Origin of the sequence: Arthrobacter sp. H20 (assembly GCF_000520515.1) — a bacterium.
GTDB lineage: Bacteria > Actinomycetota > Actinomycetes > Actinomycetales > Micrococcaceae > Arthrobacter_D.
In genome coordinates this window covers 74,402-86,434 of record NZ_KI914713.1, presented here as the reverse complement: position 1 = coordinate 86,434, position 12,033 = coordinate 74,402, and the positions used below count along the sequence as shown (strand labels likewise).

Below are 12,033 nucleotides of genomic sequence, written 5' to 3'. Positions count from 1 at the left end.
CCCGTTCCGTACTCGCATGAGCCCAACCGTGGGTTCCTTCGCTCGCTGTATGCGCTGGGCAGGGCAGCGGCCTCCATCGGCGAAATTGACGAGGCTGAGCGGATCGCCAAGTTCCTCGGTGAATCAGACCCGGAAGCCAGCAAGCAGCTCGGCAGCTAGGACGTTTGGTAGTTACACGGATGGGCGCTTGATGCTGGTCACCACGGTGACCAGCATCGGCGTTGCCGGGGCGGAGCTGAATCCGAACCGCACCGGAGGGGTCAACTGGGCGATTGCTCCCAGATCCTCGCCGTCCCAGCGTGCCGATGCCGCTGTGACTTTCCGGGCTGTGGTGACCCCGTAATACTCAGTGCGGCCGTTGCCGGCCGAGCCGGCAGTCTGAACGCCCGGCATGATCAAGCCGGCGACCGGGTTGATCAGGCTGAGCCAGCGCGGGGAGGTCGACAACCGGGCGGGAATGAATCCCAGCATCCTCCCTAGCCCAGTCACTCCACCCAGTTCAGCGGTGACCTCAAGGGGGCCGGCTGAAACGGTCAGATACTTTGGGTTGAGAGTCGACGACACGTCGACCACGCGGATGCGATCAAACGTGTAGGTAGCACTGACGTAGTCGACCACGGACTGCGTCGGCGCCAACAGGGTCCGCACCCCTCGGGCGTCCTCGACCATGACGTCGGTAAAGGTTCCCAACGGGGATTCCCCCCACACTCCGATGACCAGCCGCGTGCCCGACGCCGTGCCAATGCCGGCGATGTTGCCGATAAAACGATCCATAAGGGTATTCTCTCCTCTCCGCGCGCCGGGAGTGGCATCATGGGCCTATGCAGACGAAGCGGATCGAATTGGTGTGGTTGGCGCTCGCTGCGGTGCTTGCCTTCTTCTTCGTGCGGGCGGGCATCGAGAAGGTCATTGGGGAGCCGGCGGCCCTGCTGCCGTTCCAAAAGTCGGGGCTGCCGGGATGGACTGTTTACCTGACCGCGGTGTTCGAGTTTGTCGGCAGCGCCGCGTTGTTCGCGCCGCGGTTCCGTGCCCTGGGCGCCCTGCTGCTGGTGCTCGTCATGGCGGGTGCCGCAGTAACGAACATCGTGAACGGTGACCTCGGGTACGTATGGACCAATGTGCTGCTGGGCGCCGGCGCGCTGCTGCTTGCTTGGCAGGGACGCACCCACCTCCTGGACCGTTTCCAGCGGGACGACCGCCCTAGCTGAGGGGCAAACAGGAACCTGAACGTGTAACGAAAGAACATCGATTTAGATGGACTCAACCAGCGCCCCGCCGCACTGCTCACTGAGGGGGAACCCCCGGGTGGACGCGCCTGAGAGGGGCATCGGACAAAATTCTCTCCCGTATTTGACAAGGCAATCGGAGTCTCCGCGGGGCGCCCGGCCCCGTACCGGCAGGTTAATTGCGGGTATATTCGGATCCTCAATACCGCGGATGCCAATCGCAGCGTTTGGACAACGGTCCTCTTCTTTCCGCCCATCGCCTGGTTAATAGCAGGTATTTACTTCGATTCATTTGCGGTACGGAGGGCCAGAGCGCAAAAGCCCAATCGTCCGTGGGCTGGCGCATTTTGCAAGTGACATCGGAAGTTTCGCAGCAGGTCGACTTTGTAACGCCGCAGGGTATGGCGACAAATAGCAACTAAAAGCGAGGAGCAAGATAACTGTGCCAGTCATTGAGGCCATAGAGGTCTCCAAGATCTTCGGAAACAGGCCCGAACGCACCATCGAACGGATGCGCACCGGCGCAACGCGCGAGGACCTCCGCAAAGACAACCTGACCCCGGCCGTCATCGATGCCACATTTGATGTAGCTCAGGGCGAGATCTTCGTCGTCATGGGCCTGTCTGGTTCAGGGAAGTCGACGTTGATCCGGATGGTCAACGGCCTGCTCACCCCGACAGCTGGCTCTCTGAGCATCGCAGGCGAAGACATCACCCGCCTGAAGGGGAAAGACCTCCGGCGGGTACGGCGGGAAAGGGTCAGCATGGTTTTCCAGCACTTCGCGTTGCTCCCCCACCGGACAGTTGGTGAGAACGCTGCGTATGGGCTGAAGGTGCAGGGGCTAAATCGGTCCGAGCGCGAGAAAAAAGCACAGGTAGCGTTGCAGATGGTCGGCCTTGACGGCTGGGGCGGGTCCCTCCCGGGCGAACTCTCCGGTGGAATGCGGCAGCGGGTCGGCTTGGCCCGGGCGCTGGCTGCTGAGACCGACGTACTGCTGATGGACGAGGCGTTCAGCGCGCTCGACCCACTGATCCGGCGCGAGATGCAGGACCAGTTGATTGACCTGCAGCACCAGCTCGGTAAAACCATTTTGTTCATCACCCACGACCTTAATGAAGCGATGCGTCTCGGCGACCGGATAGCAATGATGCGTGACGGACGGATTGTGCAGATCGGCACCACCGAGCAGATTCTTAACGACCCCGCCAACGACTACGTCGCACAGTTCGTTCAGGACGTCGACCGCACGCGTGTGCTCTCCGCGTCTGCCGTCATGGAGCCCCCGGCAGCAGTACTCGGCAGCGGACAAGGCCCGCGGGCGGCCCACAAGCTACTGCGTGAACACCAGCTCTCCAGCCTGATGGTTGTCGGTCGGGACAAGACCCTGCACGGGATCGTGCACGAGAACGATGTCGCCAATGCTGTGGCGAAGGGCGCCGACAAGCTCGACGGGTTGGTCCGCTCGGCGGCGACAGTCCGACTCGACACCCCACTCGCCGACCTGCTCACAGCAGCCGCGGAAAGTGTCGTGGCGCTGGCGGTGCTCGATGAACGCGGACGGCTCTGCGGAGTAATTCCGCGCGTCACCCTCCTCAACGCCCTCGGCGACCCCAACGCGACAGTCGAACATGTTGGACCCGATCAGGAGGTGATGGCATGAGCCTTATGATCAGCCGCACCGGTGGCGCCATCGTGCCCCGTATCCCTGTCGGAGAAGGCATCGAGACCATATTCGACTGGGTGGACGATAACCTTGGTTCCTTTTTCGAATCCGTGCGCGATGTAATCCTAGGCGCCACCGACGGCCTAGCCGACTTGCTCAACGCACCAGCTCCCCTCGTACTCGTTGCCTTGTTTTCCTTGCTGGCCTGGCTGGTGAAGGACTGGAAGTTTGCCATCGTCTCATTTGTTGGCCTCGCCTTTGTGATCAGTGTTGATCAATGGCAGAACGCGATGACCACGTTGGCTCTGGTACTTATCGCGACTTTCATCGCGCTCGTGATCGCCATACCCCTCGGCATCGCCGCGGCGAAGTCGACATCGGTGAGCAATGCGATCCGCCCGGTGATGGACCTCATGCAGACCATGCCTGCCTTCGTCTGGCTGGTGCCCGTGGTCACACTCTTCAGCATTGGTCCAGCCGGGGGCGTGGTCGCCACCGTCATCTTTGCGCTACCGCCGGGAGTGCGTCTCACTGAGCTGGGCATCCGACAGGTCGATGCTGAGGTGGTCGAGGCAGGACACGCGTTCGGTAGCACACCAGGACAGATTCTGCGTAGCATCCAGATCCCGCTGGCGCTGCCGACGATCATGGCTGGCATCAACCAGGTAATCATGCTGGCTCTTTCGATGGCGGTCATTGCTGGACTTGTGGGCGCTGGCGGTCTCGGGGGTGCCGTGACCTCCTCGATCGCGCAGCTCGACATCGGCCTCGGTTTCGAAGCTGGATTGTCAGTGGTCGTCCTGGCGATTTTCCTCGATCGTGTGACAGCAGCCGTCGGGGACGGCAGATCCAGCCGCGACCGCCGCGTTTTGGTCGCGCTCGCCCGGTTGCTCCGCCGACCTGGTCCCAAGCCGCTTCAGCACGCCACCCAATCTTGACCCTCCCACCAATCCATGGGTGCCGCTTCGAAAGGCGCCCTCCGATGAATAAGGAAGAAGATCAATGACGGATAAACTAAGAACACGACGAGTCGGCGTACTGGCTGCTCTCATGACTGTTGCGCTGGGCGCCACCGCATGTGGAGGATCGGATGCCTCAAGCGATGAGGGGTCCGAGGCAGAGGCTCAGACCATCACGCTGGGCATCATCCCTTCCTGGACGGACGGTCTGAGCACCGCGTACCTCTGGGAGAACATTCTTGAAGGCGAAGGAATGAACGTTGAGATTCAGGAGCTGAGCGAAGCTGCGCCGCTCTACACCGGTCTGTCCAACGGTGATGTTGACGTGTACCCCTCGGGCTGGTCCGAAGCGACCCATGCCGAGTACATGGAAGAGTACGGAGATGACATCGAGGACCTGGGTGCCTATTACGACAATGCCAAGCTGACCTTCGCTGTTCCGGAGTACACCGACATCGATTCGATCGCCGATCTCACCGGCAACGCGGACATGTTCGACGGCCGGATCGTGGGCATCGAGCCAGGCGCGGGCCTCACAGCCGTAACCAAGGACAGCGTCATGCCGACGTATGGCCTTGATGGCGACTACGAACTGATCGAATCATCGACCACGGCGATGCTCACCGAGCTGCAGAGTGCCGTCGACGCTGAGGAAGACATTGTGGTGACCTTGTGGAAGCCGTTCTGGGCGAATAGCTCCTTCCCGTTGAAGGATCTCGAGGATCCAGAGGCCGCGCTCGGCCCAGTAGAAGGACTGCACACGCTGGCACGTACCGGATTCACCGAGGAATTCCCCGAGGTGGCCGAAATGATGACCAACTTCAAGTTGAACGACGAGCAGTACGGTCAGCTGGAGAATCTGGTTGTCAACGAGTTTGGGTCGGGCCAGGAGGCCGAAGCCGTTGATCAGTGGCTCGAGGAAAACCCAGACTTCATCGATAGCCTCAAGGGATAACACCCCGTGGTGGGAGAGCGGGGTCTCCCTACTCTCCCACCATAGCGGAGCGCCGGCAGGATCTGTTGCTAAACTTGGGTGGTAAGAGCCCCAGATCTCTTGCAGGTATGCAGTAGTAGATCTTGGGGCATTCTCATGCACTTCTGGCGGCATCGGTGTGTTCTGCCGGTGCTGCCGCAACGATGGGGGAGGATCCCATGCCAGCGATCGTTATTGTCGGAGCCCAGTGGGGCGACGAAGGTAAAGGTAAAGCAACCGACCTGCTCGGCGGCCGGGTTGACTATGTCGTCAAACCAAACGGCGGAAACAACGCAGGGCACACTGTCGTCGTCGGCGGTGAAAAGTATGAGCTGAAGCTTTTGCCCGCAGGCATCCTGAGCCCCAACGCGATCCCGATCATCGGCAACGGCTGCGTTATCAACCTCGAAGCACTATTCGAGGAGATCGAGGGGCTCGAGGCCCGCGGCGCCGATACGTCGAAGCTGCGCATTTCAGCTAACGCCCACCTGGTGGCGCCATATCACCAGGTCTTGGACAAGGTGACCGAACGGTTTCTGGGAAAGCGTGCCATCGGTACCACTGGCCGCGGTATTGGCCCGGCCTACATGGACAAGGTGGCCCGGCTGGGTATCCGTGTCCAGGACGTCTTTGACGAGTCAATCCTGCGCCAGAAGGTTGAGGGGTCGCTTGCCCAGAAGAATGAGCTGCTGGTCAAGGTATATAACCGCCGTGACGTCGAGGTGGAGGAAGTGGTCGACTACTTCCTGTCCTTCGCCGACCGTCTCCGCCCGCTCGTCATCGATTCCACCTATGTGCTCAATGAAGCCCTCGACGCTGGCAAGGTAGTGCTCATGGAGGGCGGCCAGGCCACCTTCCTGGATGTGGACCACGGCACCTACCCGTTCGTGACGTCGTCGAACCCCACAGCCGGTGGGGCATCTGTCGGGTCGGGGATCGGCCCCACCCGGATCAGTCGTGCCGTGGGCATCATCAAGGCCTACACCACGCGGGTGGGCGCCGGACCGTTCCCCACCGAACTCTTCGACGACATGGGCATGTACCTGCAGACGAAGGGCGGCGAGTTTGGGGTCAACACCGGCCGTCCCCGCCGCTGCGGCTGGTACGACGCCGTGCTGGCCCGCCACGCAGCCCGAGTGAATGGCTTTACCGACTACTTCGTGACCAAGCTCGATGTGCTCACGGGCATTGAACGTATTCCCGTCTGCGTGGCGTACGACGTCGACGGCGTCCGGCACGATGAGATGCCAATGACCCAGACCGACTTCCACCACGCCAAGCCCATCTTCGAGTACTTCGACGGCTGGACCGAGGACATTACCACGGCCCGCACCATCGATGACCTGCCGGAGAACGCACAGGTGTACGTGCGAGCGCTGGAGAAGATGTCGGGCGCCCAGTTCTCGGCCATCGGGGTTGGGCCGGACCGCGACCAGACCATAGTCATTTACGATCTGATCGGCTAGAACAGCCAGTGGCCCCCGCCAGCGCCGACACCGGTCAGCTCCTTGAGGCCGCCATCCGGCGGCTGCTCGACGAGCGCGCACCTGAGGCGACGATCTGCCCGTCGGAGGCCGCGCGCGCCGTGTCCGACGGGCAGTGGCGGAACCTGATGGAGGCGTCTCGCGACGCCGCCCGGCGGCTGGCCGCTGCCGGCGAGGTGGAGATCACCCAGGGCGGGACGGTCATTGATCCCTCGACGATCAAAGGCCCCATCAGGATTCGCCGCCGGCGCGACTGACCTTCCAGTGCCGAACCTCGCGTTGAGGGACCTTACATTTGGCTCGCGCCCGCCGACAGTTCAGTGAGGAGCAGACGGCCAGGCGACGAGGCCGTCGCCCACACCAACTTTTCGAGGGGCAGTAATGACGCCGACGGCGTTTTCTGAGCGGGCACTTCCCGCCCACCGACGTTTGCCGTGAGCGCCCCCAGGCTGGATTACCAGGCCCCGTTCCAGCACGCACCGTGCGGGTATCTGCTGACCGACGACGACGGCGTCATCACCGACGTCAACGAAACGTTCCTTGCCTGGGCCGGCTACTCCCGTACCGATCTGCTGTGGACGCCGCTTCACGCCCTGCTCCCCGCCGGGGACCAGTTCCTCTACACCATGCATTGCGTCCCCCAGCTGACCCTGGTCGGTGCCGTCTCCGAGATTGCCCTGGAGGTCGTCGGTAAGGACGGCTCCCGGCGTGCAGCGTTCCTGTCAGCGAACCGCGTTCCGGCGTCGGGCACCACACCGGCGATGGTCAGGGTAGGAATCTTCGGGGCACCCCAGCGCCTGCGGTATGAAAAGAGCCTGCTGGATGCGCTCCGCCGGGCGGAAGAGTCGGAAGCAAGGCGGGCCGCCGCAGAGGCCCTGCTGCAGCACCTGGCCCTCCACGACGCACTGACAGGGGTGCTGAACCGGGCCGGACTGATCCAGGAACTGGGCGACGCACTGTCGAAGGCGCCCTCCTCGGACGGGCGCGCCGTCGTACTCTTCGTTGACCTCGACCATTTCAAGGCGGTCAACGACAGTCTGGGCCATGCGGCCGGGGATGAACTGCTCAGCTCGGTGGCGGGGCGGCTACAGGATGCGGTCAGTGACCCGCTGCGTGTTTCGCGGCTGTCAGGTGACGAGTTCTTCGTCGTCGAGATGGTCAGCGACACGGCTGAGGTTGCGACCGTGGCCGGGCGTTTACTGGAGTCACTGAGATCCCCGATCATGATCGAGGGTCTCGAAGTGGTGGTGGGCGCGAGTATCGGTGCGGCGGTCTTCGAGGACGGTGATACGCCCGAGCGGCTGCTGCGCCGGGCCGACATTGCGATGTGCCAGGCGAAGGCCAGCGGGCGGAACACCTGGGAACTCCACGACTCGGCCCAGTCCGATCCCGCAGTTGACCGAATGCAGCTGCTGGGCGAACTGCGGCACGCGATTGCCAACGGCGAGCTCCGCGTGTATTACCAGCCGCGCGTGAACCTGAAGGATGGCAGCCTCACCGGGGTGGAGGCGCTCGTTCGATGGGAACACCCCACCCGGGCCTCCTGCCGCCGTCGGACTTCATTGGACTGGTCGAGGAATCAGGGCTGATCCGTGAACTGGGGGCGTGGGTGCTGGACGAGGCAGTGGCGCAGGCGGTGCGCTGGGCGGCGAGCAGCCAGCCCGCGGGCCCGTGGAAATGGCAGTGAACCTTTCCACCCGGCAGCTCACCGACCCCGAGCTTCCGCGTCGGGTGGGTGCAGTGCTGGCGCGTCACGGTTTTGACCCGCCCCTGTTGACACTCGAGATTACCGAGACGTCACTGATGGTGGGGCCCGAGACGGCCGCGAAGGCGCTGGGCGCACTGAAGGCGCTGGGGGTGGGGCTGGCGGTGGATGACTTCGGTACCGGATACTCCAGCCTGACCTACCTGCGACAGTTCCCCATCGACGAGCTAAAGATCGACCGGACGTTCGTGTCAGGACTGGGCATCAACAGTGGGGACTCGGCCATTGTGGCCAGCTGTGTGCAGCTGGCGCATGCCGTGGGAATCAAGGCGGTGGCCGAGGGCGTCGAAACGGAAGACCAGCGGGAGGCCCTGATCGGACTCAACTGCGACCTGGCGCAGGGGTACCATTACGCCAGGCCGCTGCCAGCGGCGGAGTTGGCTTCATGGTTCGCCATGGAATCCCCCGAGCGGACGCAGACCGCTCCCGGTGCCGCAGCGCTGTAACTGCGGCACCACGGTCCTACAGGTTGATCGTGACGTCAGCCTCCTCACGGAGGCTGGTCACCAGGGTTTCCGCTGCTGCGGACTCCTTCTGGGTCTTGAGCTGCTCCTCCAGAGCCGGCTTTGCTTCCTCGAAGGGAGGAACCTCGGTCTCCTCGCCGCTCTGGGCGTTCTGCTCCTCCTGCTGGGCCACTGCCTCGTCGTAGGCAGCGGTGAGCTCCTCCTCTGATGGCGCGGTGTCCCCGGCCTCTTCCTGGATGAGCTGTTCCACCTGGACCTGGGTGGCAAGCTGGTCTTTGACTGTTGCCTCGTCCATACCCTGCTCAGCGAGCGCCGCGTAGAACTCGTCGGCCGAGCCGAGCTGGTTCGCTGCCACGAGCTCGTCGAGTGCTGCGGTGATGGCTTCATCGCTTGCCTCAAGCCCCCGCTCGCCAGCCTCCTGGACCAGCAACTCGGTGCCGATCATGCCGTCAATGGTCTGGGTTTTCAGCTCGTCCTGGTCGACGGGCTCCCCAGACATCTGGGACTGCGTTGCCGACGTTCGATATTGGGTGGTGTAGACGGACTCGAAATCTGCCTTCAGAATTTCGGTGCCGTTGACCACTGCCACCACATCGGGCACGCCCTCGAGATCGGCCTCTGGTATTTCCGGAGCCGCGTCGGGGGCTGCGCTCTCCTCGGCTGGGGCCTGCGACGTGTCGGATCCGGACTCACTGCCGGACTCGGGTGTGCCGCATGCGGACGCCACCGACACAATTCCGGCCAAGGCAATACTCAGTAACAACTTTTTGCGCACAACGTTCTCCTGCCAGATAGATAACCAACCTGCGAAGTTATCAGCTCTCTATGAGCGTTAGCTGGGCGTTACCTTCCGACGGGTGCTTCGTCGTCGGGGACTGGCCCGGCCTACCAGCCCCAGGTGCCCGGCGCTCCTTTGAACGGCCCAACGATGCGGCTGGTGATCCATCCGCCATAGAAATCGCCCTCCTGCGCTGTGACTACTTCGCCGTTGACCAGGCAGCGATCCATAGTACTTGGGTAAATTGCCACCCGGGTCTGCAGCGCCTCGAAACCCGGGGTCGGGGTCGGGTAGGTCCAGCCAGCCCGCCGTGCGCGTTGGTTCCCGCTGACGACGTCGTAATAGGCGGCCATTCCCTTGTACTCGCACAGCGACGAGCCCTCCACCGGGGCTAGCGCACCTGCAACGAAGTCGTCGATCGGCACGTAGTACACCGGTGGATGGCTGGTTTCGAGGACGCGGGCCGCGGTCGTGCTCTCAGCAATCAACTTTCCGCCAAATTCGATCAGCACCGGTTCAGGAACCTTCTCCAACCGTGGCGGGCGAGGGTAGTCCCAGACGGATTCCTGGCCGGGCCCTGGGGGTATAGGTTGCAGTCTCATAACCCAACGATAGGACGTTCAGTCATTCGGTAGGCTATTAGGGCACCTATTTCATGACTGAAAGCGGCGACAATGAAGATCAGCGTTGGGCAGTTCCGACCGGGCGGAGACGTCTCAGAGAACCTCAAGACCATGCGGGGGCTCGCCGAACAGGCGCGTTCCGAAGGGTCGGAGCTAATCGTCTTTCCCGAGGAGTCCATGTTCTCCATCGGAAAGGTGGAGGGTTCGCTGGCTCGAGCCGTGGACGAGAATTGGTCGACGTTCGTGCAGCAACTGTCGTTCATCGCAGTGGAACTGGGCATCGCTATTGTTGCCGGCGGGTATGAAGGGAGCGGCGAGGATCGCCCCTACAACACGCTGGTTCTAGTGGACGCCACGGGGAAAATCGTTGACACGTACCGCAAGCTGCACCTGTATGACGCGTTCAGCTACCAGGAGTCCACCCGGATCAAACCGGGCGACGGCGGCATCAAGGTGGTCGCGATCGGCGACCTCTCAGTGGGGCTGATGACCTGCTATGACATCCGCTTTCCGGAACAGGCTCGTGCGCTCGCCGACCGCGGGGCAGACCTGATCCTGGTGCCGGCCGCCTGGTTCAAGGGTGACCACAAAGTTGATCACTGGGAGACGCTGCTGAAGGCCCGCGCCATCGAAAACACCGTCTGGATTGCTGCCGCGGGGACCTCGAGCGGGCATACCATCGGCCACTCGGCGATCCTCGATCCGATGGGTATCCCGCAGGTGTTCCTCACCGATGAGGAGGAGGGCGTGGTCACCACTGACGTCTCCCGAAAGCGGATCGCGGACGTACGTGAATTTCTTCCAGTGCTGAAGAACCGCCGGTTCGCCCGCAATGAGGAAATCGTCGAGTCCCACTAACGGATTGACTCGATCCGTGGGTATTGCCTCCTATGGAGGCGCTCTACCCGAGGCCAGGGAACTTCCGCGCCCTGGTCCGAGAACTGGATCCCGACGGCGTGTTTGAGAACGACTTCAAGCGGCGCACAGTGAGTCCGCGCAAAAACGGCCCTGAGACAAAGCACTGCCGGTAGGGACCAGCAGACCTGAGCCTCGGGGTCGTTTCTTTAGGTTCGTGGATCGACTATTCAGCGCGGGTACGCCGGACAGCGTCCATGATGGTGGCGTCGGGGTGTTCCTCACGGTAGCGGCGCATGGTAGCGGCGTCCGCTGACCCGGGCTGGGCGCCTCCCGGCGTGGCCCGTCCCATGACGCTCGTCGAGTAGGCCCACAGCCCGAGTGCCAGGGCGACCAGGGCCAAGCCGACGAGAAGATTCGAGAAGATCACGCCAACTGTGATCCCCGCAGCGGCGAGCACCAGGATGGCGATAGGTATTAGCTTCTTCATGGTTTTCCTTTCACTTCAGTGAACAGGTTAGTTGAAGCATTCCTGCTGGATGGCAGCGATACCCAAAAGTTCGGCGCCGAGCGCAGCGAGAGCTCCGCCTGCGGTCTGCATTTTCTCGTACTGGAAGCTCGCGCCCCACATCAGCTTCACAGCCTCGGATACACCGCAGAGTTCGTTGGCAAGTTTTTTGATCGTCAGGAACTTGGCTGCCGGAAGTGCAACACCAGCGATAGCCACGGCGATAGCGCCTGAGCAGCTCAAGATGTTAGCCGCTGGTTGAACAGTGCCCCCGGAAGGCTGGGCTTGCTAGGCGGCAACCCACTGTTGAGTCGCGCTATGCCCTTGGGCAAGCACGCTGTCCGGGATCGACATGATGAAATCGAGTCCGTCAGTTAATTTGGCTGTTTCAGCTGAACTGGGAGCAGCCTGCGATTCTGCAGCGATAGTCGTCGAGCTGAGCACGGGTTGCGCAGGGGCGGCACTGGCAATTGATGCGGTACCCGCGATAAGACCGACACTCAGAAGCAGTCCGATTCCCGTTAAAGCACTCTGTCGCTTGATCATCATTTGTCTGCCTTTCGTTTAGTCCGCCTGGCGGCGTTTTCACTTCCTGCTGACTCTTCAACCCCTAATCATTTTGTGACCTTCGTCAAGGATTCGCCGTGATTGAGCGGTGAGGTCGATAAATAGTCGGGGTGGAACTCATCGGCGTGTTTGCCGTCCTAGGCCGGGCATCTTAAGCCGGGCGGATGA

The 12,033-nt window shown here is 62.3% G+C and carries 16 protein-coding genes; 10 read left to right on the top strand and 6 right to left on the bottom strand.

What is annotated here, in order from left to right; all coding sequences use genetic code 11:
* On the top strand, positions 1-159 hold a 159-nt coding region (locus Y703_RS21900), incomplete at its 5' end, for a DUF3151 family protein (RefSeq protein WP_155849391.1).
* A gap of 12 nt (positions 160-171) precedes the next feature.
* Here the strand turns inward: Y703_RS21900 and Y703_RS0103785 are convergent.
* Positions 172-774, bottom strand: a complete 603-nt coding sequence (locus tag Y703_RS0103785; RefSeq protein WP_026551650.1) for a hypothetical protein — start codon at positions 772-774, stop codon at positions 172-174.
* Between the two features lie 47 nt (positions 775-821).
* Between Y703_RS0103785 and Y703_RS17750 the strand changes: the two genes are divergently transcribed.
* The 8 genes from Y703_RS17750 (at position 822) to Y703_RS22485 (ending at position 8,516) form a co-directional block, all read left to right on the top strand.
* The gene (locus Y703_RS17750; protein WP_051427276.1) at positions 822-1,208 is read left to right on the top strand and encodes a DoxX family protein; all 387 of its coding nucleotides are present in this window, start codon (positions 822-824) and stop codon (positions 1,206-1,208) included.
* A gap of 460 nt (positions 1,209-1,668) precedes the next feature.
* Positions 1,669-2,886 carry a quaternary amine ABC transporter ATP-binding protein gene (locus Y703_RS0103775; RefSeq protein ID WP_026551649.1) on the top strand — a complete coding sequence of 406 codons (1,218 nt, stop codon included), beginning with the start codon at positions 1,669-1,671 and terminating at the stop codon, positions 2,884-2,886.
* On the top strand, positions 2,883-3,827 hold the full coding sequence (locus tag Y703_RS0103770; protein ID WP_026551648.1) for an ABC transporter permease: 945 nt from the start codon (positions 2,883-2,885) through the stop codon (positions 3,825-3,827). Before Y703_RS0103775 ends, Y703_RS0103770 begins: the two co-directional genes overlap by 4 nt.
* A 64-nt stretch (positions 3,828-3,891) precedes the next feature.
* Entirely contained in the window at positions 3,892-4,803 is a 912-nt protein-coding gene (locus Y703_RS0103765; RefSeq protein ID WP_026551647.1) for a glycine betaine ABC transporter substrate-binding protein, read from the top strand.
* 197 nt (positions 4,804-5,000) lie between these two features.
* On the top strand, positions 5,001-6,287 hold the full coding sequence (locus Y703_RS0103760) for an adenylosuccinate synthase (RefSeq protein WP_026551646.1): 1,287 nt from the start codon (positions 5,001-5,003) through the stop codon (positions 6,285-6,287).
* Positions 6,288-6,295: 8 nt separating this feature from the next.
* A complete protein-coding gene (locus Y703_RS17745) occupies positions 6,296-6,562 on the top strand; it encodes a DUF3253 domain-containing protein (RefSeq protein WP_035763705.1) in 267 nt (88 codons plus the stop codon).
* Between the two features lie 177 nt (positions 6,563-6,739).
* Positions 6,740-7,894 (top strand): sensor domain-containing diguanylate cyclase, encoded by a 1,155-nt coding sequence (locus tag Y703_RS22595; RefSeq protein ID WP_216698859.1) that lies wholly within the window; start codon positions 6,740-6,742, stop codon positions 7,892-7,894.
* A 16-nt stretch (positions 7,895-7,910) separates the two neighbouring features.
* A complete protein-coding gene (locus tag Y703_RS22485) occupies positions 7,911-8,516 on the top strand; it encodes an EAL domain-containing protein (protein ID WP_253907925.1) in 606 nt (201 codons plus the stop codon).
* 16 nt (positions 8,517-8,532) lie between these two features.
* Here the strand turns inward: Y703_RS22485 and Y703_RS0103745 are convergent, their stop codons facing one another.
* Positions 8,533-9,309, bottom strand: a complete 777-nt coding sequence (locus Y703_RS0103745) for a SurA N-terminal domain-containing protein (RefSeq protein WP_026551645.1) — start codon at positions 9,307-9,309, stop codon at positions 8,533-8,535.
* 110 nt (positions 9,310-9,419) lie between these two features.
* Entirely contained in the window at positions 9,420-9,914 is a 495-nt protein-coding gene (locus Y703_RS0103740) for a DUF427 domain-containing protein (protein WP_026551644.1), read from the bottom strand.
* A gap of 72 nt (positions 9,915-9,986) precedes the next feature.
* On the opposite strand from Y703_RS0103740, the gene Y703_RS0103735 reads away from it, so the two are divergent.
* On the top strand, positions 9,987-10,793 hold the full coding sequence (locus Y703_RS0103735; protein WP_026551643.1) for a carbon-nitrogen hydrolase family protein: 807 nt from the start codon (positions 9,987-9,989) through the stop codon (positions 10,791-10,793).
* A 223-nt stretch (positions 10,794-11,016) separates the two neighbouring features.
* Here Y703_RS0103735 and Y703_RS0103730 read toward each other — a convergent pair whose 3' ends face one another.
* From Y703_RS0103730 to Y703_RS0103720, 3 genes are all read right to left on the bottom strand, one after another.
* A complete protein-coding gene (locus tag Y703_RS0103730; RefSeq protein WP_026551642.1) occupies positions 11,017-11,280 on the bottom strand; it encodes a hypothetical protein in 264 nt (87 codons plus the stop codon).
* Positions 11,281-11,307: 27 nt separating this feature from the next.
* On the bottom strand, positions 11,308-11,517 hold the full coding sequence (locus Y703_RS17735) for a hypothetical protein (protein WP_051427275.1): 210 nt from the start codon (positions 11,515-11,517) through the stop codon (positions 11,308-11,310).
* A 69-nt stretch (positions 11,518-11,586) separates the two neighbouring features.
* Complete coding sequence (locus Y703_RS0103720) at positions 11,587-11,847, bottom strand: hypothetical protein (RefSeq protein WP_026551641.1); 261 nt, start codon at positions 11,845-11,847, stop codon at positions 11,587-11,589.
* Positions 11,848-12,033 lie beyond the last annotated feature (186 nt).

Excerpts from the sequence above, each read along its gene's own strand:
- Y703_RS0103785 (WP_026551650.1), bottom strand. The coding sequence starts at position 774 with ATGGATCGTTTTATCGGCAACATCGCCGGCATTGGCACGGCGTCGGGC.
- Y703_RS0103720 (WP_026551641.1), bottom strand. The coding sequence starts at position 11,847 with ATGATGATCAAGCGACAGAGTGCTTTAACGGGAATCGGACTGCTTCTG.
- Y703_RS0103730 (WP_026551642.1), bottom strand. The coding sequence starts at position 11,280 with ATGAAGAAGCTAATACCTATCGCCATCCTGGTGCTCGCCGCTGCGGGG.
- Y703_RS0103765 (WP_026551647.1), top strand. The coding sequence starts at position 3,892 with ATGACGGATAAACTAAGAACACGACGAGTCGGCGTACTGGCTGCTCTC.
- Y703_RS0103760 (WP_026551646.1), top strand. The coding sequence starts at position 5,001 with ATGCCAGCGATCGTTATTGTCGGAGCCCAGTGGGGCGACGAAGGTAAA.
- Y703_RS0103740 (WP_026551644.1), bottom strand. The coding sequence starts at position 9,914 with ATGAGACTGCAACCTATACCCCCAGGGCCCGGCCAGGAATCCGTCTGG.
- Y703_RS0103735 (WP_026551643.1), top strand. The coding sequence starts at position 9,987 with ATGAAGATCAGCGTTGGGCAGTTCCGACCGGGCGGAGACGTCTCAGAG.
- Y703_RS0103770 (WP_026551648.1), top strand. The coding sequence starts at position 2,883 with ATGAGCCTTATGATCAGCCGCACCGGTGGCGCCATCGTGCCCCGTATC.
- Y703_RS17750 (WP_051427276.1), top strand. The coding sequence starts at position 822 with ATGCAGACGAAGCGGATCGAATTGGTGTGGTTGGCGCTCGCTGCGGTG.